Origin of the sequence: Massilia putida (genome assembly GCF_001941825.1) — a bacterium.
GTDB lineage: Bacteria > Pseudomonadota > Gammaproteobacteria > Burkholderiales > Burkholderiaceae_D > Telluria > Telluria putida.
On record NZ_CP019038.1, the window covers coordinates 3,503,251 to 3,525,304 of the forward strand.

Annotated in this window: 17 protein-coding genes; 13 read left to right on the forward strand and 4 right to left on the reverse strand. The window is 66.0% G+C overall.

Annotation, left to right across the window (positions count from 1 at the left end):
* Positions 1 to 7: 7 nt before the first annotated feature.
* Together BVG12_RS17810 and BVG12_RS17815 are read left to right on the forward strand one after the other, a co-directional pair.
* Entirely contained in the window at positions 8 to 1,285 is a 1,278-nt protein-coding gene (locus BVG12_RS17810; RefSeq protein ID WP_075793563.1) for a phospholipase D-like domain-containing protein, read from the forward strand.
* 18 nt (positions 1,286 to 1,303) lie between these two features.
* Positions 1,304 to 3,463, forward strand: a complete 2,160-nt coding sequence (locus tag BVG12_RS17815; RefSeq protein WP_075793564.1) for a S46 family peptidase — start codon at positions 1,304 to 1,306, stop codon at positions 3,461 to 3,463.
* Positions 3,464 to 3,474: 11 nt separating this feature from the next.
* Here the strand turns inward: BVG12_RS17815 and BVG12_RS17820 are convergent, their stop codons facing one another.
* The gene (locus BVG12_RS17820) at positions 3,475 to 4,707 is read right to left on the reverse strand and encodes a pyridoxal-phosphate-dependent aminotransferase family protein (protein WP_075793565.1); all 1,233 of its coding nucleotides are present in this window, start codon (positions 4,705 to 4,707) and stop codon (positions 3,475 to 3,477) included.
* 162 nt (positions 4,708 to 4,869) lie between these two features.
* Here BVG12_RS17820 and BVG12_RS17825 point away from each other — a divergent pair, with 162 nt between their 5' ends.
* The gene (locus tag BVG12_RS17825; protein ID WP_075793566.1) at positions 4,870 to 5,964 is read left to right on the forward strand and encodes an alpha/beta fold hydrolase; all 1,095 of its coding nucleotides are present in this window, start codon (positions 4,870 to 4,872) and stop codon (positions 5,962 to 5,964) included.
* 160 nt (positions 5,965 to 6,124) lie between these two features.
* Here BVG12_RS17825 and BVG12_RS17830 read toward each other — a convergent pair whose 3' ends face one another.
* Positions 6,125 to 7,612, reverse strand: coding sequence for an APC family permease (locus BVG12_RS17830; RefSeq protein WP_075793567.1), 1,488 nt, complete (start codon positions 7,610 to 7,612; stop codon positions 6,125 to 6,127).
* Between the two features lie 592 nt (positions 7,613 to 8,204).
* Here BVG12_RS17830 and BVG12_RS34095 point away from each other — a divergent pair.
* The 8 genes from BVG12_RS34095 (at position 8,205) to BVG12_RS17865 (ending at position 17,387) form a co-directional block, all read left to right on the forward strand.
* Positions 8,205 to 8,546, forward strand: coding sequence for a hypothetical protein (locus BVG12_RS34095; RefSeq protein WP_156895666.1), 342 nt, complete (start codon positions 8,205 to 8,207; stop codon positions 8,544 to 8,546).
* A 139-nt stretch (positions 8,547 to 8,685) separates the two neighbouring features.
* The gene (locus BVG12_RS17835) at positions 8,686 to 9,627 is read left to right on the forward strand and encodes a GlxA family transcriptional regulator (protein WP_075793568.1); all 942 of its coding nucleotides are present in this window, start codon (positions 8,686 to 8,688) and stop codon (positions 9,625 to 9,627) included.
* Between the two features lie 151 nt (positions 9,628 to 9,778).
* Complete coding sequence (locus BVG12_RS17840; RefSeq protein ID WP_075793569.1) at positions 9,779 to 10,798, forward strand: arginine N-succinyltransferase; 1,020 nt, start codon at positions 9,779 to 9,781, stop codon at positions 10,796 to 10,798.
* Between the two features lie 7 nt (positions 10,799 to 10,805).
* Positions 10,806 to 11,849 carry an arginine N-succinyltransferase gene (gene astA / locus BVG12_RS17845; protein ID WP_075793570.1) on the forward strand — a complete coding sequence of 348 codons (1,044 nt, stop codon included), beginning with the start codon at positions 10,806 to 10,808 and terminating at the stop codon, positions 11,847 to 11,849.
* Entirely contained in the window at positions 11,842 to 13,305 is a 1,464-nt protein-coding gene (astD, locus tag BVG12_RS17850) for a succinylglutamate-semialdehyde dehydrogenase (protein ID WP_075793571.1), read from the forward strand. Before astA ends, astD begins: the two co-directional genes overlap by 8 nt.
* 15 nt (positions 13,306 to 13,320) lie before the next feature.
* A complete protein-coding gene (gene astB, locus BVG12_RS17855; RefSeq protein ID WP_075793572.1) occupies positions 13,321 to 14,667 on the forward strand; it encodes an N-succinylarginine dihydrolase in 1,347 nt (448 codons plus the stop codon).
* A gap of 138 nt (positions 14,668 to 14,805) precedes the next feature.
* Entirely contained in the window at positions 14,806 to 17,208 is a 2,403-nt protein-coding gene (locus tag BVG12_RS17860; protein ID WP_075793573.1) for a TonB-dependent receptor plug domain-containing protein, read from the forward strand.
* Positions 17,208 to 17,387: a hypothetical protein gene (locus BVG12_RS17865; RefSeq protein WP_075793574.1), complete on the forward strand. Its 180-nt coding sequence runs from the start codon at positions 17,208 to 17,210 to the stop codon at positions 17,385 to 17,387. Before BVG12_RS17860 ends, BVG12_RS17865 begins: the two co-directional genes overlap by 1 nt.
* 99 nt (positions 17,388 to 17,486) lie before the next feature.
* Here BVG12_RS17865 and BVG12_RS17870 read toward each other — a convergent pair whose 3' ends face one another.
* A complete protein-coding gene (locus BVG12_RS17870; RefSeq protein ID WP_075793575.1) occupies positions 17,487 to 18,974 on the reverse strand; it encodes an APC family permease in 1,488 nt (495 codons plus the stop codon).
* Between the two features lie 211 nt (positions 18,975 to 19,185).
* On the opposite strand from BVG12_RS17870, the gene BVG12_RS17875 reads away from it, so the two are divergent.
* Positions 19,186 to 19,683, forward strand: a complete 498-nt coding sequence (locus BVG12_RS17875) for an RrF2 family transcriptional regulator (RefSeq protein ID WP_075793576.1) — start codon at positions 19,186 to 19,188, stop codon at positions 19,681 to 19,683.
* Positions 19,684 to 19,771: 88 nt separating this feature from the next.
* Positions 19,772 to 20,965, forward strand: coding sequence for a globin domain-containing protein (locus BVG12_RS17880; RefSeq protein WP_075793577.1), 1,194 nt, complete (start codon positions 19,772 to 19,774; stop codon positions 20,963 to 20,965).
* A 127-nt stretch (positions 20,966 to 21,092) separates the two neighbouring features.
* On the opposite strand, the gene BVG12_RS17885 is transcribed toward BVG12_RS17880, so the two are convergent.
* On the reverse strand, positions 21,093 to 21,959 hold the full coding sequence (locus BVG12_RS17885; protein WP_075793578.1) for a head GIN domain-containing protein: 867 nt from the start codon (positions 21,957 to 21,959) through the stop codon (positions 21,093 to 21,095).
* Positions 21,960 to 22,054 lie beyond the last annotated feature (95 nt).

Consider the following 22,054-nt stretch of genomic DNA (forward strand, 5'->3'; position numbering starts at 1 on the left):
CGAGCTCATGCGTATCAAACGTTCCATCGTCGTCCTCATCACCTGCATCGCCACCCTGGCGGCAGGCTTGCTCGTACTGAACTTTTCGCCCGGCGAAAAGAAGATCGACACCCAACTGACCCGGCTCTACGACACGGGCGATCCGCAGTTCCGCCGCTCGCTGGGCGTGCTGCTGGGCCCGCCCATCGTCGAGGGCAACAAGGCCGACGTGCTGCTCAACGGCGACCGGATTTTCCCCGCCATGCTGGACGCGATCCGCTCGGCGCGACAATCGATCAACTTCGAAACCTATATCTATTGGGAAGGCACGATCGGCCGCGAATTCACGGAAGCGCTGTCGGAACGGGCGCGCGCCGGCGTCAAGGTGCACGTGCTGCTCGACTGGATCGGCAGCATGAAGATCGACGACGCCTCGCTCGACCAGATGCGCCGCGCCGGCGTGCAGGTGCACCGCTACCACAAGCCCGTCTGGTGGAAGCTGGCGCGCCTGAACAACCGCACGCACCGCAAACTCCTGATCGTCGACGGCAAGGTCGGCTTCACGGGCGGCGTCGGCATCGCCGACAAATGGCGCGGCAACGCCCAGGACCCCGACCATTGGCGCGATTCCCACTTCCGCGTCGAAGGCCCCGTCGTCGGGCAGATGCAGGCCGTGTTCAACGACAACTGGACGAAGGCGACGGGCGAGGTGCTCGACGGCCCCGCTTACTTCCCGGCGCTCGTCGCGCAAGGCGATATGCCCGCGCAGATGTTCTCCAGCTCGCCCACGGGCGGCAGCGAGAGCATGCACCTGATGTACCTGCTCGCCATCACGGCCGCGCGCCACAGCATCCACCTGTCGAACTCGTACTTCGTGCCGGACAAGCTGGCCGTCAAGGCGCTCATCGCGGCCGCGAAACGCGGCGTCGACGTGCGCATCATCACGCCCGGACCGATCATCGATTCCGACGTCGTGCGCGCCGCCTCGCGCGAGCGCTGGGGAGAACTGTTAGCGGCCGGTATCAGGATGGCCGAGTACCAGCCGACGATGTACCACGTGAAGGCGCTGATCGTGGATTCGCTGCTCGTCTCCGTGGGGTCCACCAATTTCGACAACCGCTCGTTCATCCTCAACGACGAGGCGAACCTGAACGTGCTCGATGCCGGCTTCGCCCGGCAGCAAGAGGCCGTGTTCGACGACGACTGGAAGCACGCGCGTCCGGTCACGTTGCAGGCGTGGCAAAATCGGCCGTTCACGGAAAAGATCGGCGGCATGCTGGCGGACCTGATCGGGGCGCAGCTGTAACCGGACGAAGGACAAGCCATGAAAAAAACGCTTCTCTCGCTCGCCATCCTCGCCACCTTCGCCGCGCACGCCGACGAAGGCATGTGGATGCCGCAGCAGTTGCCGCAAGTCGCGAAGCAACTCAAGGCCGACGGCCTCAAGCTCGATCCGGCGGCGCTCACCCGGCTGACCGACTTCCCGATGGGCGCCATCGTGAGCCTGGGCGGCTGCTCGGCGTCGTTCGTGTCGCCGCAAGGCCTCGTGATCACGAATCACCACTGCGTGTACAACAGCGTGGCCGTCAACTCGACGCCGCAGCGCGACCTGCTCGCCGACGGCTTCCTGGCGCGGACGATGGCCGACGAATTGCCGGCCGCGCCGGGCAGCCGCGTGTTCGTCACGGAGGAAGTCGCCAACGTCAGCAACCGCGTCGTTTCTCCCGACGTCGCCAGGCTGACGGGCAAGGCGCGCCTGGACGCGATGGAGAAGAACCAGAAATCCCTCGTCGCGGAATGCGAGAAGGAAGCCGGATACCGCTGCACCGTCGCGAGCTTCTACGGCGGCCTGGAGTTCTACCGTATCAAACAGCTGGAGATCCGCGACGTGCGCCTCGTGCACGCGCCCCCGGTCGGCATCGGCAAGTTCGGCGGCGACCTCGACAACTGGATGTGGCCGCGCCACACCGGCGACTACGGCTTTTATCGCGCCTACGTCAGCAAGGATGGAAAAGCCGCGGACTACGCGAAGGACAACGTCCCGTACCGTCCGAAGCTGTGGTTGAGAATCGCTCAAGACGGCGTGCGCGAAGGCGATTTCGTCATGGCCCTCGGCTACCCGGGCCGCACGAACCGCCACCGCCTGCCGTCCGAAGTGGCGTTCACGTTCGACTGGAATTATCCCGCGTTCGTGAAGGCGTCCGGCGAAACGCTGGCCATCATCGAACGCGAGACGAAGAACGATCCGGCCGCGCACCTGAAGTACGCGGGCCAGATCGCGAGCGTCAACAACTACTACAAGAACCGCAAAGGCATGCTCGCAAGCTACGAAGGCAGCGACATCCTCGCGCGCAAGACGGCCGAGCACAATGCGCTGAAGGCCTGGGTGAATGCGAACCCGCAGCGCAAGGCGGCATTCGGCGCCGACATCGACGCGGCCGAGCAGCTGATCGCCAAACGCGACGCGCAGACGAAGCGCGAATTCTTCCTCGGCTATTCGATGCCGCGCTTCCTGAATTCGGCGCGCACCCTGTACCGCCTGGCCAACGAGCGCACGAAGCCGGACATCGAACGCAAGTCGGGCTACCAGGAACGCGACGTGCCGCGCCTGACGTCCGTCATCGGCGGCCAGGACCGCACGTACGACGAAAAAGTCGACAAGGTCCTCGTGCTGAACTTCCTGAAGCAGTACAACGCGCAGCCTCTCGACCAACACGACGCCGCGTTCGACAGTGCGCTGGGCATCAGGCCGGGCATGGGCGAGGCCGAGCTGAAGGCGCTGCTCGACCGCATCTATGCCGGCTCGCAGCTGCAGAACAAGGACGTGCGCACCGCGTGGCTGACCAAGACCCCGCAGGATTTCAAAGCCAGCAACGACAGCTTCATCAAGGCCGCCGTCGCCATGTACGACGCGGACATGAAGCACGAGGCCGAAGAAGACGAGCTGGCCGGGAACATCCAGAAGGCCTACGCCAGCTACATGAAGGCCAAGATCGCCTACATGCACGGCAAGGGGCAAGCCGTCTACCCGGATGCGAACAGCACCCTGCGCGTCACCTTCGGCAACGTCAGGGGCCGCGACTACGGCGCCGACGGCACCGGGTCCTGGACCGCGTTCACGACCGTGAGAGGCGTCGTCGCCAAGCACACGGGCGAAGGCGAGTTCAATGCCCCGGAACGCCAGCTGGCCGCGATCCGCGCGAAGGACTTCGGCCGCTGGACCGACCCGATACTGAAGACCGTGCCCGTCGACTTCCTCGCCACGCTGGACATCACGGGCGGTAACTCAGGGTCGGCCGCGCTCAACGCGCGCGGCGAACTGGTGGGCCTCGCGTTCGACGGCACGCTCGATTCCATCATCTCCGACTGGGATTTCAATCCGCGCGCCACGCGCGACATCCAGGTCGACATCCGCTACATCCTGTGGAATATGGAGAAGGTGGACCACGCCGACAACCTGCTGAAGGAAATGGGCGTGTTCTGACGCTCCGGCGGTCAATCCGCCTCGACTTTGGACCGCTGCAGCGAGTTCTCGAGTTCGGCCATGCCGGTCGGCAGGTCCACTGTCGCGCCCAGGTCGCGCATCGTGCTGCCCAGCGCGTGCACCGTGCGGAACAGGTGGTGCGCGCGGCATTGCTCACCCATCTGCCCGATCCTAACGATCGGCAGCCCGAAGGAACCCGAGATCTCGACCTGGTAGCGGCTGGAGATCGTGGAGCAGACGGCCTGGTTGGTGACGCCATCCGGCAGATTGATCCCGACGACGGAGTTGAGCCGCGATTCCGCGGGTGCGAACAGGGACAGGCCCATCGCCTCGATGCTGTGTTGCAGCGCGGTCGAGCAACGCAGGTGGCGCGCAAACCTGACCGGCAGCGTTTCCTCGCACACCAGGCGCAACGCCTCGTGCAGCGCCAGCACGCCCGACACCGGCGCCGTGTAGTGGTACGACGCCTTATGCCAGAAATTCTCGGCCAGCAGGGCGTCCAGGCACCAGTGGGTATTGGGCGTCGGCCGTTCGCGGATACGGCTCCACGCGGCATCGGAGAACGCGAGCAGCGATACGCCGGGAATCGACGACAAGCCTTTCTGGCCGCCGGTAATCACGGCATCCACCTGCCAGTTGTCCATCTCGAACGGCGTCGTGCTGAGCGTGCACACGGCGTCGACGATGACCAGGCATCCCCGCGATTTCGCCAGCCGCGCGATGTTGTTCACGTCGTTGTTGAACGTGGTGTTGGACGTCTCGCCCTGGACGAGCGTCAGGCAGTGGGGCCGGTGTTGATCGAGCAGCTCTTCCAGCCGTTCCAGCGACATCGAATGCGGAAAGATCTCGTTCATGGTGACGACGTCCGCCCCCGCGCGGCGGCTCATCTCCGCCATCCTGCCGCTGAAGAATCCGTTGCAGATCGACAGCACGCGGGTGCCGGGCCAGACGAGATTGCAGATCGCCATTTCCATCGCGGCCGATCCGGGCCCGGCCACCCCCAACACCCAGTTGGAGCGGGTCTGGAAGACATACCTGGCCATGTCCTTCACCTGGCTGATGATCTTCGCCATAGTCTCGCCCAGATGGTTGATGACCAGCGAATTCGCCCGGGCGACCGCGCTCGGGATCGGCACCGGACCGGCGCCCATCATCAGTAAGGGATCGTCCGGCAGGATAGCGCTCAGATATTCGACCTGCGGAGGGCGGATTTCGTCATGGGTTGACTGGGGCTGTGTGTTCATGGTGGGGCCTTCGTCGCGTTAACAGTCGAACAAGTGTACCAAGTATTCCATCCGCGCCATCTGCATCTCATACCGCGCAATGCGCAGTCCATGCCATCGGGCCTGCCGGGGTCACGCCATCCCTTTACACTGCCTGCATATTACGCATAAGGAGAATGGCAAATGAAGCAGATCTGGATCTGGTGCTGGGCCCTGCTCGGCATCGCATGCGCGGACGTGCGCGCGCAGGACGACGCGAAGGCGCAGGCGTGGACGCAGGCCCGCGCCATCGTGGCGGACCTCGACAAGATCGTCGCGCCGCACGGCGTGCAGGAGTCGTACAAGACGCGCATCGGCGGCATCGACCAATGGCTCACCGTGCGCGGCCAGGAACGCGACAACCCGATGATCCTGTTCGTCCACGGCGGTCCCGCGTCGCCCGTCACGCCGACCCTGTGGCAGTTCGAGCGCCCGCTCGAGGAATACTTCACCATCGCGAACTGGGACCAGCGCGGCGCCGGCAAGACGTATGGCGAGGCCGAGCCAAGCAAGGTCGCGGACACGATCCACATCGACCGCTACGTCGACGACGCCATCGAAGTGGCCGAGCACCTGCGCCGGCGCTACGGCAAGAAGAAGTTGATCCTGATGGGCCATAGCTGGGGCACCATCGTGGCCATGAAGGCGGCGCTGAAGCGTCCGGACCTGTTCTATGCCTACGTCGGCATCGGCCAGGTGATCAGCGTACGCGAGAACAAACGCATCAGCTTCGACTACGCGCTGGAGCAGGCGAAGGCGCACGACAACGAGGAAGCGCTGCGTGATCTGCAGTCGATCGCGCCCTACCCCGGCAACCAGCCGATCACGCGCGAGCGCATCATTGTGGCGCGCAAATGGCCGCAGTACTACGGCGGCTTGAGCGCGTACCGCAGCGAGTCCGCCTATTATTTCGACGGCCCGCGCCTGTCGCCGGAATACGATGCGAAACAGGCGAAGGACATCGACCAGGGCAGCCTGCTCACGCTGGGGCGCATCCTGCCGGAGTTCGTGCAGGTGGACTTTACGGACGTGAAGACGTTCCCGATCCCGGTGGTGATGTTCCTCGGCCGGCACGATTACACGACGCCGACGGCGCCGACCGCCGCATGGCTGGCGCAGGTGAAGGCGCCGTCGAAACAGGCCGTGTGGTTCGAGCGCTCGGCACACATGATCCCGTGGGAGGAGCCGGGGAAAACTCTGGTCAGCCTGTTGACCTACGTGAGGCCGCTGGCCCGGTAGGCACCTGTCATTCCCGGCATTGCCGGAAATGACTTCCCGCGCACGCGGGAATCCATGCTGATTTTCCGAAGCCGGATGACTGGAGATAGCGCAGCGTTCCGATATACGGAATTCTGTCACTCAGCATGGTTCCCCGCTTTCGCGGGGACGACGATCGGCGTCAGTGCACCAACTCCACCTGCGCCGCATCCACCTTGTTCAACCGGCTGTTGTGGATCCCGTAGCCAAAATAGGTGAGCACGGCCACCGTCATCCAGATGGCAAACACCGTATAGGTCGTGCTGGACAGCCCGCCCACGAGGTACAGGCAGGCGAGGATCGACAGGCCCGGCACCAGGTAAGGCCCGAACGGCACGCGGAACCCTTTGCGCCCCGTGTCGCCCTGCTTGCGGCGGATGACCGGCACGGCGATCGACACGACGATGAACGCGACCAGCGTGCCCATGCTCACCATGTCCCACAGGAAGGTGGAGTCGACCAGACCCGCCACGAGCCCCACGGCGATGCTGACGATGAGCGTGTTCGTCACCGGCGACTGCGTGCGTGGGTTGACCTTGCGGAAGGCTTTCGGCACGAGGCCGTCCTTGGCGATGGCGTACAGGATGCGCGTCTGGCCGTAGATGGTCACCAGCGTCACGGAGAACACGGAGATGACGGCGCCGGCCGACAGCACCAGCGTCGGCCACGCCTTGCCGGTCACGTGCTGCAGGATCACGGCGAGGCCTGCTTCCTGGCCCGCGAACATCGACGCCGGCTGGGCGCCCAGGGCGGCGATCGCCACCAGCATGTAGAACACCGTGACGATGCCGAGGGCGGCCAGGATGCCGATCGGGACGTCGCGCGTGGGGTCCTTGACCTCTTCGCCGGCCGTGGCGATGGTGTCCAGGCCGATGAACGAAAAGAACACCGTGCCCGCGGCCGCCGTCACGCCGGCCAGGCCGCCGATGCCCTTGCCGTTTGCCGGCCAGACGAACGGGTGGAAGTTGTGGATGTCGAAGCCGGACAGCGCGATCGCGGAAAAGAACACGAGGATCGCCAGCTTGATGAGCACCGTGATGGCGTTCGTCGTGGCCGATTCCTTGGTGCCGCGGATCAGCAGCACGCAGCACAGCACGACCAGCAGGATCGGCGGCAGGTTGATATGGCCGGCGTGGATCTCGACGCCGCCGGTCTTGCCCGCGACGATCAGGGGCGAGCGCAGCGCGTCGGGAATCTGCCAGCCGAGCGCGTTCTGCAGGAAGTTATTCAGGTAATCCGACCAGCCGATGGCCGTCGCGCTGGCGGCGAGGCCGTATTCCAGCAGCAGGCAGGCCGCGACGATGAAGGCGGCGAACTCGCCCACGGTGGCGTAGGCGAACGAATACGAGGAGCCGGCGGCGGGCACGCGGTTGGCCAGTTCGGCATAGCACAGCGCCGTGAGGCCCGCCGTGATGGCGGCCATCAGGAACGACAGCACGACGGCCGGACCGGCCTTCGGCACGGCTTCGACCATCGTGAAGAAGATGCCGGTGCCGATCGTGGCGCCGACGCCGATCATGGTCAGGGGAAACAAGCCCAGCGAACGGTCCAGGGCGGGGGCATGGCCGTCATCGAGCTTGTGCTCGGACGTCTTGGTGCGGATGAGCTTTTGGCCCAGGGTCTGCTTCATGCTGCCTCCTCGACGAACTGGATCGTCCCGGGGCCGGGCCCCTTGCGTGCGCCGGAACATCCGAACGACAGGAGAGCCGGCCCGGGAACGGCGACCGGTCTACCGCCTGCCGTCACCGTCTTGGGTATTCGTACCTGGACGCGGTCCGACAACGCAGCATTGCTCATGCACGACAACAGTCTCCTCAGTGCTTCCATTTTTTCTTTCGGTGTTGGAATGTTGAAACGATGTGGATGGTTACGACGCGGCACTTTCCCGCCGAGGTGGCCGCGTCCGTCGACAACGTGTTTCGTTGTTGGCGTCATCGGCGCGGCCGCGCCGGCAGACGCAGCCTGCCGGGTGCGGAAACGTGCGTACAGGGATGGGTCGGCGCCGGGCCCGGGCGCCGCAAGCGCCTCCGCTTTACTTACCGGGGCCATTGGTTGCGCGTCGCTTGACGAGAAATAACGGTGAACCGGAAGGCGCGGACATGTCAGTTTCTCATTCGAAACCAATGTGCCGCGGAACCGAAGACCGGGAAGAAGGCCATGCATCGAGCTTGTCTGAGCTATTCATCGGTCTTTGATCATCCATAGGCGCAATCGGCACGAACATGGTGGAGCAGGGTCTGGCCGGTCATAGCACGCCCCGGCGCAGCAACGTACTTGCGTTCAAGAAAAAACTCCCTGCCCATCTTAACGGTCATGCCCGCCCTGCATACATCGAAATTGCGACGATAAATGTCAAAAATCGTAGGGTCGCGCAGCGCGCGGGGCGCGCCCTTGGCGGGCTAGCACAAAGCGGCAGCTATTTCCTGACATTTGCCGTCGCTATTTCGATAGATCAAAAGAATGTAGAGCACATAAGATTCATACAGGCATATTTTCTTCGACGCAAGATCCTGACCAGCCCTAACCATGTGGATGCAATGCAACTCTGCGCAGGGATTCGCTGACTGCGCTGTCGCTCGCGTGCGCATTGCAATACGACCGGCAATGAACCGATGACTAGCATCAAACAGCGCGACGCTACCGCTCTCCACCTCGCGCGACCACCAGTGCCTCCCTCTCGTGGGATCCGAACACAAGGCGGACATGGCTGAGGTTTCGGAGCTCACCCGCATTGCCCGCGACGTTCCGCTGACGATCCTGGTGGTCGAGACGGACCCCCTGCCGTCGTTCTCGTCGGCGGCGTTCATCCGGCCATTCGCCATCGTCAGCGATCTGCTCGGCCCGGACCGCGTGCGACTGACGACCTCCACGCTCGATACGGTGCCTCAGGAGCATCGCGCGCATATCGCCTTGCTGGTGGGGGACGATTCGCCGTCGACGCCCGCCCCGGCCAGATGGCGCAGCGCCTACGACAGCCTGCGCCTGGCGTGCTTCTGGGGTGCCATCGGCTGCCCCGTGCTCTGGTTGACCAAGGCGGGCGCGATGGACGGCGCCCGCACCGCCCTGCCGCGCAACCTGCTGCTGGACGCCGGGGACATGGTCGAGCGCGCGATCCTCACCCAGCATTTCTACGAGATCGACGGTCATCGGCTGAGCTGCTGCGGCGGTGCGGCCGGTATCGATTTCGCCCTGGCCCTGATCGGACGAATCTGGGGCAGCGAAGTCCAGCTCGCCGTGCAGGACGCCTTGTACGTCGATCGGGTGCGCAGTGCCGACGACCGCCAGCGGCTGACGCTGCAATCGCGCTTCGGCATGCTGCAGCCCAAGCTCACCGAAGCGGTGGCACTGATGGAGGCGAATATCGAAGAGCCGCTTTCGACGGACGAGATCGCCACACTGGTGGGGCTGTCGCGGCGCCAGCTCGAGCGCCAGTTCCGGCAATTCCTCGACAGTGTACCGTCGCGCTATTACCTGGAGCTGCGACTCGCGAAGGCGCGCACGCTCCTGCTGGAGACCAACTACTCGATCGTGCAGGTCGGCCTGATGTGCGGGTTTTCGTCCGGCTCCCATTTCGCATCGGCGTACGGAACTCATTTCGGCATCAAGCCGCGCGACGAGCGACAGCGCAAGCTGACCGGTCACTGAGCGCACGCGCCGCGTGCACGCGGCAGCGGCCGGGCTCGCCGTCGATGCATCGCTTTCTGTCTTGCGCCGTCGCAATTTCGAAAGATCGGCGGCGGGCGGGCTCCTAGAATCCTTGCATCAACTCCTCCGACTCTTTCACGAGAAGCAAACCATGTTCTTTGTACGCCCGGCGGAGCCGGAAGACGTCAGCGCGCTCGTCCACCATGCGCGGCAAGGCGCGCACTCGTTGCCGCACGACGCGCAAGCGATGGCGCAGGTGATACGGCATTCGATGGCATCGTTCGACGCCACCGTCAAGTTCCCAGGCGAGGAAGCCTATCTGTTCGTGCTGGCATCGAGCGACGACGATGCGGTGCACGGCGCCGCCATGCTGAGCGCGCGCGCCGGCGCCAGCGGCACGTTCTTCGCCTTCCGCAACGAAGTCATCCACCAGGTATCGCGCGACCTGGGCATCAGCCATGGCGTGCACGTGCTGGAGCTGAGCTCGGACCTGACGGCGCATTCCCAATTGTCGGGTTTCTGGGTGCGCACGCCCGAGCAGGCGGGCGACGGCGCCGACCTGCTGTCGCGCACGCGCCTGCTGTTCGCCGCGGCCGAGCCACACCGGGTCGGCGAATCCATCTTCGCGTCGCCGCCCGGCTATACGGGCCCGGACGGCGTCTCGCCATTCTGGGAAGCGCTCGGGAGGAAGTTCTTCAACATCGATTTCCTCGACGCCGAACGGGCGGTCCAGGCCACCCGCAACCGATCGATGATCGTCGAACTGATGCCCCATTACCCGATCTACGTTCCCCTGCTGCCGGGGAGCGCCCAGGCCGCGATGGGGCAGGTGCACCCGCTGGGCGAACTGGCGTACCGCATTCTCGCGGACGAGGGCTTCGGGACCGACCAGTTCATCGACATTTTCGATGGCGGCCCGATCCTGCAGGCGAGCCGGCAGGCATTGCGCTCTTTCTCGCAGTCGACGACGCGGCTGGTGCGGCGCACGGACGATGCGCCGGCGGCCGGCCGCGCACGCTATCTGGTCAGCAACCGGCGCACCACCGGGTTGCGGGCGATCCTGGCCGACTGCCCGCCGATCGACCACACGGAAAACATCCATTTGACGGACGCCATGCTGCGCACCCTGGAGGTCGGGCCGGGCGACCTCGTGTTGTGCACCAGATTGTGAGGACAAGATGCTGATCGTACGACCCATCCAGGAGCGGGATCTCGACGGCCTGCTGGCCATGGCGCAGCAGGTCGGGGCCGGAATGACCACCCTGAAGCCCGACCGCAAGATGCTGCGGCAACGACTGGACACGGCCTGCGCCTCGTTCGCCGAGGCAATCCCGGCCGAACAGCGCGACTATCTGTTCGTGCTCGAGGACAGCGCGAACGGGGAACTGGCCGGCGTCTCGGCCATCAAGGCCGCGGTCGGCCTCGACGAGCCGTTCTACAACTACCGCGTCGGCACGCTGGTGCATTCGAGCCAGGAGCTCGGCGTGTTCTCGCGCATGGAGACACTGTACCTCTCGAACGACCTGACCGGATGCTCGGAACTGTGCACGCTGTTCCTGCGGCCCGCCTACCGCACCGGGAACAATGGCCGCCTGCTGTCGAAGAGCCGGTTCATGTTCATCGCCCAGTTTCCCCACCTGTTCGACCGCAAGCTGATCGCGGAGTTGCGCGGGGTCCAGGACGAGCAGGGGCGCGCCCCGTTCTGGGAAGGGCTGGGCCGCCACTTCTTCCGGATCGATTTCGCCAGGGCGGACGATTTGTCCACGCTCGGGAAGAAGTCGTTCATCGCAGAGCTGATGCCGCGCCATCCGCTGTACGTCGCCTACCTGCCCGAGGATGCCCGGGCCGCGATCGGGGAGGTGTTCCGCGACACCGCGCCGGCGCGGCGCCTGCTCGAATCGGAAGGCATGAACTACGAAGGGTATTGCGACATCTTCGACGCCGGTCCGGTGTTGCAGGGACGGGTGGCGGAACTGCGCGCGCTGAAGGAAAGCGAGCTGGCGCGGGTGAGCGCACCGGGTCACGGCGAGGCGCAGCCGGCCGGCGTCACGCCGTGGATGGTGGCCAGCACCTCGCTGCGCGACTTCCGCGTCATCGTGACCGGGCAGGCACCGGCGCACGGCCACATCGTCCTGAACGCGGCGCAGCGCCAGGCCCTGGGTACCGGGGATGCCCCGGTACGCGTCATGAAACTCAACCCGAGGAACACAGCACATGCGTAATCACTTTATCGATGGAACATGGATCGCCGGCGAAGGCGCCGCGCTCGCGGTGGTCGATCCGTCCAGCGGAAACACGATCTGGACCGGCCGGCACGCCACCGCCGCCGAAGTGGCGGCCGCCACCGACGCCGCGCGGCGCGCCTTCGAGGGATGGGCCGAACGCGGCCTGGACGAGCGCATCGCCGTCTGCGTGCGCTTTCGCGACCTGCTCAAGGAGCACGGTGAATCCCTGGCCGTCACGATCGCGCGCGAGGTGGGCAAGCCCTTGTGGGAAGCGCGCACCGAAGTCGCGACGATGGCGGCCAAGGTCGACATCTCGGTCCAGGCCTACCATGCCCGCACCGGCACCGGCCGCTCCACCGTCGCCGACGGCCAAGCCGTGCTGCGCCACCGTCCGCACGGCGTCTTCGGCGTATTCGGTCCGTATAACTTCCCCGGCCACCTGGCCAACGGCCATATCGTGCCGGCCCTTATCGCCGGCAATACGATCGTCTTCAAGCCCAGCGAATACGCCCCGCAGACCGCGGTGCTGACGGTCGCGCTGTGGGCGCAGGCCGGACTGCCGGCCGGCGTGCTGAACCTCGTGAACGGCGCACGCGACACGGGCGCGGCGCTGGCGGCGGACGACCGGCTGGACGGCGTGCTGTTCACCGGGAGCTACCAAACGGGCGCGCTGCTGCACCGGCAACTGGCCGGCAAGCCGGAAAAAATGCTGGCACTCGAAATGGGGGGCAACAACGCCCTTGTCGCCTGGGGCGTGGCCAACGTCGATGCCGCGGTGCACCACACGATCTTCTCGGCCTTCGTGTCGGCCGGCCAGCGTTGCACCTGCAGCCGCCGCCTGATCGTCGAGGATGGCGCGCGCGGACAGGCTTTCATCGAGCGCCTGGTCGAGTTGGCGCGCCTGATCCGCGTCGGTCCCTGGGACAGCGATCCGGCCCCCTTCATGGGTCCGGTCGTGTCGGCGCGCGCCGCGCAGAGCCTGCTCGCGGCCCAGGACGCACTGGTGGCCCGCGGCGGCCGCACGCTGCTGGAGATGCGCTCGCTGGTGCCCGGCACCGGCCTGCTGACGCCGGGCATCGTCGACGTGACCGGCGCACTCGACATTCCGGACGAGGAATGGTTCGGCCCGCTGCTCCAGGTGCGGCGCGTGCGCAGCTTCGAGGACGCACTGCGCGCCGCCAACGCCACCGCATACGGGCTCGCGGCGGGCCTGCTGAGCGAGGACGAGGGCTTGTGGCGCCGCTTCCAGGCCAAGGCCCGTGCCGGCATCGTCAACTGGAACCGCCCCACTACCGGCGCGGCCAGTTCGGCGCCGTTCGGCGGCATCGGCAAATCCGGCAACCACCGGCCCAGCGCTTATTACGCGGCGGACTATGTCGCCTACCCGGTCGCCTCCATCGAGAGCGGCCAGCTCGAACTCCCCCAGCAGCCATCCCCCGGCCTGCCGTTCTAAACAAGGAAACCCATCATGTCGAATCACGCCTCGCGCGAATACAACTTCGACGGCCTCGTCGGCCCCAGCCACAACTACGCGGGTCTGTCGTTCGGGAACGTGGCCTCGTTCAACAACGTGAAGAGCACGTCGAACCCGCGCGAGGCCGCGCTGCAAGGCCTGGAAAAAATGCGTACGCTGGCCCTGCGCGGCTTTGGCCAGGCGATATTGCCGCCGCAGGCGCGCCCGAACCTGCGCCTGCTGCGCCAGATCGGCTTTGGCGGCAGCGATGCCGACGTGATCGCCAAGGCCTACAAGGCCGCGCCCGAGGTGCTGGCCTGCGCCTACTCGGCGTCCCCGATGTGGACCGCCAACGCGGCGACCGTCAGCCCAGGCGCCGACACCGCGGATGGGCGTACGCACTTCACCGTCGCCAACCTGAACAATAAATTGCATCGCGCGCAGGAACACGTGCAGACTGAGCGCACCTTGCGCGCCATCTTCCGCGACCAGGCGCATTTCGCGGTGCACGCGGCACTGCCGCAGACGCCTGCGTTCGGCGACGAAGGCGCGGCCAACCATATCCGCCTGTGCGGCGGCCACGGCGCCAGGGGCGTGGAAGTGTTCGTGTACGGGCGTGAGGAATTCAGCCGCGCCGCCCCGGCACCGGTGCGTTTTCCGGCTCGGCAGACCCTCGAGGCGAGCAAGGCGGTCGCGCGCCTGCACGGCCTCGAGGAACGCCGCACGGTATACCTGCAGCAGGACCCGGCGGTGATCGACGCCGGCGTATTCCATAACGACGTAATTTCGGTGGGCAATGCCGACGTCCTGTTCTACCACGAGCACGCCTTCATCGACGAGCGGTGCGCCCTCGACGCGCTGCGCGGGGCCATGCGTGCCGTCGACACCGAACTGCGCACGGTCCGGGTGCCTGCGGCCGCGGTGCCGGTGCGCGACGCCGTTTCCAGCTACCTGTTCAACAGCCAGTTGTTGTCGAAGCCGGACGGCCGCATGGCGCTCGTCGTACCGCAGGAATGCCGGGAGAACGCCGCGGTGGCGCACTACCTCGACGACTTGATGGCGTCGGGCGGCCCCATCGACGAGCTGATCTGCTTCGACCTGCGCCAGAGCATGCGCAACGGCGGCGGCCCGGCCTGCCTGCGCCTGCGGGTGGCGCTGAGCGACGCCCAGGCGGCTGCGATGCACCAGGGCGTGATCATGAACGAGACCTTGTACGTGCGGCTGGTCGCCTGGGTCAACCGGCATTACCGCGACCGCCTGGCGCCGTCCGACCTGGCCGATCCCCAGCTGGCGATCGAAGTCAACACCGCCCTGGCTGAACTGTCGACGCTGCTCGGCCTGCCCGACCTGTACGAGTTCTGACGCCGGGTCGACCAAACCTGCTCGGCGGCGTCGCATTCCTGTGCGTGGCAGCCGACGGGTTTTGTTGTAATGCCAGTGGCCGGTCGGAGAACGGGCCACGGCTGGAAAAAAACCAACATCGGAGAAGACAGAAGACATATGAGCACACCCTTGAAACCTACGCCGATCCGCCAGTCCGTCCTGCTCGGCCTGTACGGCAGCGCAGCGCTGGCTTTCGCGCCGCCCGCCTTCGCACAAAATGCCACCGCCCCCGTCGCCAACGACGCCACCATCCAGAGCGTCAACATCGTCGGCTCGCGCCGCGTCGGCAACACGTCGTCCACCGATACCCCGGTGCCCGTCGACTACATCCCGCTGACGAAGGCCGCCGAGCAAAGCGGCCAGTTCGACCTGGCCCAGACCCTGGCCAATATCTCGCCGTCGTTCAACTCGACGCGCCAGACCGGTGCCGACGGCGCCGACCTGATCGACTCCGCCGCCCTGCGCGGCCTCGGTTCCGACCAGACCCTCGTGCTCATGAACGGCAAGCGCCGCCACACGACGGCCCTCGTGAACCTGTTCGGCGCGCGCAACCGCGGCAACACGGGCACGGACATGAACGCGATTCCCGTCCTCGCCATCAAGGACGTGCAGGTGCTGCGCGACGGCGCCGCCGCACAATACGGCTCGGACGCCATCGCCGGCGTGATCGACGTCGAACTGCGCAAGGACCTGGGCTGCGAGGCCGTGGCCGGCTTCGGCGAATACTCGAAACACGACGGCAAGAACTGGCTCGCCTCCGCGTACTGCGGCGTGGCCGTCGCCGACGGCGTGCTGGGCATCACGGGCGAATACTACGACCGCGGCCGCTCCAACCGCTCCGATCCGGGCAGCCTGCGCATCATCGGCGACACCAAGTCCAAGAACGAGACCGTGTACGTGAACGGCGAATTCCCGGTCGGCCCGGGCAAGCTGTACCTGACGGCCGGCACCCAGACGCGCGACGCCTCGTCGGCGGCGTGGGCCCGCGGCGGCATCGGTTCGGACGACATCCCGTCGCGCAACTCGGCCGCCATGTACCCGAACGGCTTCGTCCCGTTCATCAACGGCGACATCGACGACCGCTACGGCATCCTCGGCTACCGCACCCGCATCGGCGAATGGGCCAGCGATTTCTCGCAGACCTATGGCTACAACCGCATGCGCTACAACATTTCGCATACGCTCAACGCGTCGATCGCGAACCTGGACCTGATCAACGGCGGCAAGGGCGTGAGCCCGTCGCAGTTCAACGCCGGCGGCTTCTCGTTCCGCCAGCTGACCTCCAACGCCGACTTCAGCCGCTTCTATGACGACATCCTCGGTGGCCTGAACGCGGCATTCGGCTTCGAATACCGCAAGGAGAACTACCAGATCTTCGCCGGCGAGCCGAACTCGTACATCGACGCCGACGGCGTGGGCTTCGGCGGCAATGCCGGCAGCCAGGGCTTCCCGGGCTTCCAGCCGGGCGACGCCACCAACCGCGACCGTCACAGCACGGCCGCCTACCTCGACTTCGAAGCGGACATCGCCCCGCGCACCAAGCTGCAAGCGGCGGTGCGTCATGAGCATTACTCCGACTTCGGCTCGACGACGACCGGCAAGCTGGCCGGCGCCTTCAAGGCCACGGACGACCTGCTGCTGCGCGCCTCGGCCAGCACGGGCTTCCGCGCGCCGTCGCTGCAGCAGGTGTACTTCTCGTCGACCTTCACCGACTTCGTCAGCGGCGTGCCGACCGACGTCGTGCTCGCGCCGAACGGCGGCCGTGTCGCCAACGCGGCCGGCATCCCGAAGCTGCATGAAGAGAAATCGAAGAGCTACACGCTGGGCACGACCTGGACGCCGTCGAAAGCCGTCTCCGTCACGGCCGACCTGTACCATATCCAGATCGACAACCGCATCGTGCTGTCGGGCCGCTTCGACGCCGACAACTACCCGGCCCTGGGCGCCATCCTGCAGAACCTGGGCGTGGGCCAGGCGCAGTTCTTCGTGAACTCCGTCGATACCCGCACGCAAGGCCTGGACCTGACCGCGTCGCACCGCACGGCCATCGGCGGCGGCAAGCTGACCACCTACCTCGCCATGAACTTCAGCAGGACCGAAGTGACGGGTGTGCACGCCCCGGCCGCGCTGGCCGGCCATGAAGACGTGCTGCTGTCCGAACGCGAGCGCCTGTTCATCGAACAGGGCGGCCCGCGCCGCAAGGCCACGCTGGACTTCGATTACGTGCTCGGCCAGCTGGAAACGGACTTCCGTATCATCCATTACGGTCCGCAGACGCTGGGCACGTTCGACGGTCCGCCGGTACCGGACCAGTACTACAAGTCGAAGACGTCGGCCGACCTCGCGTTCACGTGGGCGTTCAGCGACAAGACCAAGCTGACCGTCGGCGGCACGAACATCTTCAACGTGCATCCGACCCTGCAGAATCCGGACGAGACGGACAATGGCTTCAAGTACGAGAGCGTGCAGTTCGGCCTGAACGGCGCCGCCTACTTCGCGCGCCTGTCGCACAAGTTCTGATGCCCCATCCACGTCATTCCCGCGCAAGCGGGGATGACGTTCGCTATGAGCTTCCCAAAGAACGCCGCGAAAACGTCGAATTCGGCGCCGGATGCCTGTTCGGCCGCCGTGTCACGCCGGTCCGCGAGCGCGGCGGCATGAGCCGCGTGAACCTGCTGGCCAGGTACCGCTTCAACTGAACCGGTCCGCCATGACCGCCGCGGGCGATGGCGCCGGCATGGACGATGGCGCTAAGCCGTCGCGGCGGCCATGCCGGCGAAACGGCCCCGGCTTGGCGCTCAGTGCGTCAACTCGGCCGGCACCTCATCCACCTCGTTCAACCGGCTGTTGCGGATCCCGTAGCCAAAATAGGTGAGCACGGCCACCGTCATCCAGATGGCAAACACCGTATAGGTCGTGCTGGACAGCCCGCCCACGAGGTACAGGCAGGCGAGGATCGACAGGCCCGGCACCAGGTAAGGCCCGAACGGCACGCGGAACCCTTTGCGCCCCGTGTCGCCCTGCTTGCGGCGGATGACCGGCACGGCGATCGACACGACGATGAACGCGACCAGCGTGCCCATGCTCACCATGTCCCACAGGAAGGTGGAGTCGACCAGACCCGCCACGAGCCCCACGGCGATGCTGACGATGAGCGTGTTCGTCACCGGCGACTGCGTGCGTGGGTTGACCTTGCGGAAGGCTTTCGGCACGAGGCCGTCCTTGGCGATGGCGTACAGGATGCGCGTCTGGCCGTAGATCGTCACCAGCGTCACGGAGAACACGGAGATGACGGCGCCGGCCGACAGCACCAGCGCGGGCCACGCCTTGCCCGTCACATTTTGCAGGATCACGGCGAGGCCTGCTTCCTGGCCCGCGAACATCGACGCCGGCTGGGCGCCCAGGGCGGCGATCGCCACCAGCATGTAGAACACCGTGACGATGCCGAGGGCGGCGAGGATGCCGATCGGGACGTCGCGCGTGGGGTCCTTGACCTCTTCGCCGGCCGTGGCGATGGTGTCCAGGCCGATGAACGAAAAGAACACCGTGCCCGCGGCCGCCGTCACGCCGGCCAGGCCGCCGATGCCCTTGCCGTTTGCCGGCCAGACGAACGGGTGGAAGTTGTGGATGTCGAAGCCGGACAGCGCGATCGCGGAAAAGAACACGAGGATCGCCAGCTTGATGAGCACCATGATGGCGTTCGTCGTGGCCGATTCCTTGGTGCCGCGGATCAGCAGCACGCAGCACAGCACGACCAGCAGGATCGGCGGCAGGTTGATATGGCCGGCGTGGATCTCGACGCCGCCGGTCTTGCCCGCGACGATCAGGGGCGAGCGCAGCGCGTCGGGAATCTGCCAGCCGAGCGCGTTCTGCAGGAAGTTATTCAGGTAATCCGACCAGCCGATGGCCGTCGCGCTGGCGGCGAGGCCGTATTCCAGCAGCAGGCAGGCCGCGACGATGAAGGCGGCGAACTCGCCCACGGTGGCGTAGGCGAACGAATACGAGGAGCCGGCGGCGGGCACGCGGTTGGCCAGTTCGGCATAGCACAGCGCCGTGAGGCCCGCCGTGATGGCGGCCATCAGGAACGACAGCACGACGGCCGGACCGGCCTTCGGCACGGCTTCGACCATCGTGAAGAAGATGCCGGTGCCGATCGTGGCGCCGACGCCGATCATGGTCAGGGGAAATAAGCCCAGCGAACGGCCCAGGGCGTGGGCATGGCCGTCATCGAGCTTGTGCTCGGACGTCTTGGTGCGGATGAGCTTTTGGCCCAGGGTCTGGTTCACGACGTGTTCCTCTTGGCGCGGGTGGCGCTGATTAATATGTGTTATGTGGATGCGATATAAGCACCCAAAGTCCGCGATTATAGGGCCACTTTCCGGGACTGCTTTCAGTGCGACAAAAAAAATACTTCACTTAAATATGCATGTGCTATGCATATTTAGGTAGAATACGTCCGTGCAGGTAGAATACGCCGGTACCCACCGAGCTTACCCGATGCGACTCACACGATTCTCCGATATTGGCCTGCGCGTCCTGATTTATCTGGAACGCGCGGGAGAACGTACGCAGCCGGTGACGGTGGCCGAGATCGGCAAGCAGTTCGACATCCCGCTGAACCACCTCGTGAAAGTGGTCGGGCAACTGGCCAAATTGGGGTGGGTACAGGCGACGCGCGGACGCAACGGTGGGCTGCGCCTCGCCGCCGATCCGGCAACGCTGACGATCGGCCAGGTGTTGCGCAAGCTGGAAGGCGAGGACGACGAACTGGTCGACTGCGAAGGCACGGACTGCGCGCTGAAGGTGGATTGCCAGCTGCGCGGCATGCTGCGCGCCGGCATGAAGGCGTTCTATGACGCGATGGACCGCTACACGCTGGCCCACGCGACGGCAGGCAGTACCGGCGAGCAGGTCATGCGCATGCACCGGATGTTCTGGGATGGCGCGGCTGCGAAACGCGCTCTGGCGCTGCCCGAACCGGTGAGTGAGGATTAACTTAGTATTTTGATGACAACGCCCGCCCTGCGGGCCTTTTTTTGAATCGTAAATCTGCATTTTAAATGCATAATTAAAGGAACCCACCATGATTTCGGAAGCTTCCCGCCCCTACATCGATGCCAGCGTCCCCGTCCTGCGCCAGCACGGCCTGACGATCACCAAGCTGTTCTACACGAACATGCTGGGCGCGCATCCCGAGCTGACCCGCATCTTCAACATGGGGAACCAGGCCAGCGGGGCGCAGCAGCAATCGCTGGCATCGGCGGTGTTCGCCTACGCGGCCAACATCGGCAACCCGGGCGCGCTGGGCCCCGTCGTCGAGCGCATCGTGCACAAGCACGTCTCGGTCGGCATCCGCGCCGAGCACTACCCGATCGTCGGCAAGCACCTGCTGGAATCCATCGCCGCCACGCTGGGCGACGCCGCCACCGCGCCGCTGCTGGACGCCTGGAAGGAAGCCTATAACGCGCTGGCCAAGCTCTTGATCGAAGCGGAAGCCAGGATGTACAGCACGGCCGGCATCCAGCCGGGCGAGACCCGCCCGATGCGCGTCACCGAAGTCAAGACGGAATCCGTCAACGTGCTGTCGATCCGCTTCGTCCCGGCGGACAGCAAACCCGTCCCCGCGTTCAAGCCGGGCCAGTACGTCAGCGTCGCCGTCGACCTGCCAGGCGGCCGTCACCAGCTGCGCCAGTACAGCCTGTCGGATGCGCCCGACGGCGAGAGCCTGCGCATCTCCGTCAAGCGCGAAGATGGCGCGGACGAGACCCCGGCCGGCGAAGTGTCGAACTGGCTGCACGCCAACGTGAAAGCCGGCGCCACCTTGCAAGTGTCGCATCCGTTCGGCGAATTCACGCCTGAGACGGAAGGCGACAAGCCGCTCGTGCTGCTGTCGGCCGGCGTCGGCATCACGCCGATGGTGGCCAGCCTGAAACGCGTGGCGGGCGTCAATCCGCAGCGCCGCGTGATCTTCGCCCATGCCGCCCGCGACGCGGGCCACCACGCGCTGCGCGCCGAAGTGGAGGCGCTGCAGGCCGTGATGCCGAACCTGTCGGTCGTGACGTTCCATGAAGACGCCCAGGGCGCCGCCGGCGTCATCGAAGGCCGCATGGATGTGGCCAAGCTGCCGGCATGGCCGCGCGAGGAAGCGGACGTGTATCTGTGCGGTCCGCACAAGTTCATGCAGGCGCAGTGGTTAGGCCTGCTGCACGCCGGCGTGCCGGCCACCCGCCTGCATCGCGAGGTGTTCGGGCCGGAGCTGCTGGACCACCTGCTCTGATCAGGCATACGTCGAACGCGTGGACGGCGAGCCGTCCACCGTACGCCGGCGTTGCGGTAGGGTGGCAGCTCAGCCGCCCACGCGTTCGACCAGAGCATGAATTGCCGGCCACGTGCCGGCATATTTTTTAATTCACGACCTGGATCAGCTTCCCGCTCAAGGTCCGCTGCGCGGGATTGCCGTACACGCGGATGCCGCCCGACCCGCCGTTCTGCGCGACGAGCGACTGCCGCACGTTCGCCGTGATGCCGCCCGATCCCGTCGACGACAGGTCGGCCTGATCGCTGACGAGGTCCGCCAGGTCCAGGTGGCCGGACCCGTTCGACCGCGCCGACAGGCTGCGCACGGCGCCCGCCACGCGCAGCTGGCCCGAGCCGTTCAGGCTCGCCGTCACGCGCTCGCCCTGCATGCGCCCGACGATCAGCCGGCCGGAACCGCTCATGGACACGGTGCCGCCGCCGCTGTGCAAGGTCGTCGCATCGATGCTCCCCGAACCGTTCATCGCCGCATCCAGGTTGGCCACGCGGCCCGTCAGCAGCACGGAGCCCGATCCCTGCTCCGCCACGACGAGCGGCGCGCCGTTCAGGTCTTGCACGGTCAGGTGGCCGGAGCCGTTATGGCGCACGTCCGTCAGGCGCGGCACGGTATAGGTCACGCGCACGGGGTGATTCGTGCGGAACGACCGCTCCTTCTCGATGACGAGGCGGTCGCCGCGCAGCTCCGTGCGGATGAACGGCAGCAGGTTGCTGTCCGCCTCCACGACCAGCATTGTTGCCGGGCCGACGCGCACGTCGACCGTGATGGTGCCGTTCACTTCCAGGCCCGGCACCGTGGCGATCGCACGCTCGTCGCGCGCGGGCACGCCGTTGCCTTCGACGGAATCGCTGGAGAACGGCGTGCGGACCTGGTAGTCGCCATCGCCGTTCGGGGTGACGATGATGGCGCAGCCGCCGAGGACGGCGCAGGTGATGGCGATGGCGAGCGGAGTACGCATGGTGTCCCTTTTCTTGTTGTCGGTGGATGCATGCCACTGTAGCAAGGGCATCTCGGCCCGTCCGGCGATGTGCGACGGACGGTCGAAAAGAAGGG

Bases quoted from the DNA above. Each gene is read 5' to 3' on its own strand.
- BVG12_RS17810 (WP_075793563.1), top strand. From the start codon at position 8: ATGCGTATCAAACGTTCCATCGTCGTCCTCATCACCTGCATCGCCACC.
- BVG12_RS17815 (WP_075793564.1), top strand. From the start codon at position 1,304: ATGAAAAAAACGCTTCTCTCGCTCGCCATCCTCGCCACCTTCGCCGCG.
- BVG12_RS17820 (WP_075793565.1), bottom strand. From the start codon at position 4,707: ATGAACACACAGCCCCAGTCAACCCATGACGAAATCCGCCCTCCGCAG.
- BVG12_RS17825 (WP_075793566.1), top strand. From the start codon at position 4,870: ATGAAGCAGATCTGGATCTGGTGCTGGGCCCTGCTCGGCATCGCATGC.
- BVG12_RS17830 (WP_075793567.1), bottom strand. From the start codon at position 7,612: ATGAAGCAGACCCTGGGCCAAAAGCTCATCCGCACCAAGACGTCCGAG.
- BVG12_RS34095 (WP_156895666.1), top strand. From the start codon at position 8,205: ATGGTGGAGCAGGGTCTGGCCGGTCATAGCACGCCCCGGCGCAGCAAC.
- BVG12_RS17835 (WP_075793568.1), top strand. From the start codon at position 8,686: ATGGCTGAGGTTTCGGAGCTCACCCGCATTGCCCGCGACGTTCCGCTG.
- BVG12_RS17840 (WP_075793569.1), top strand. From the start codon at position 9,779: ATGTTCTTTGTACGCCCGGCGGAGCCGGAAGACGTCAGCGCGCTCGTC.
- astA (WP_075793570.1), top strand. From the start codon at position 10,806: ATGCTGATCGTACGACCCATCCAGGAGCGGGATCTCGACGGCCTGCTG.
- astD (WP_075793571.1), top strand. From the start codon at position 11,842: ATGCGTAATCACTTTATCGATGGAACATGGATCGCCGGCGAAGGCGCC.
- astB (WP_075793572.1), top strand. From the start codon at position 13,321: ATGTCGAATCACGCCTCGCGCGAATACAACTTCGACGGCCTCGTCGGC.
- BVG12_RS17860 (WP_075793573.1), top strand. From the start codon at position 14,806: ATGAGCACACCCTTGAAACCTACGCCGATCCGCCAGTCCGTCCTGCTC.
- BVG12_RS17865 (WP_075793574.1), top strand. From the start codon at position 17,208: ATGCCCCATCCACGTCATTCCCGCGCAAGCGGGGATGACGTTCGCTAT.
- BVG12_RS17875 (WP_075793576.1), top strand. From the start codon at position 19,186: ATGCGACTCACACGATTCTCCGATATTGGCCTGCGCGTCCTGATTTAT.
- BVG12_RS17880 (WP_075793577.1), top strand. From the start codon at position 19,772: ATGATTTCGGAAGCTTCCCGCCCCTACATCGATGCCAGCGTCCCCGTC.
- BVG12_RS17885 (WP_075793578.1), bottom strand. From the start codon at position 21,959: ATGCGTACTCCGCTCGCCATCGCCATCACCTGCGCCGTCCTCGGCGGC.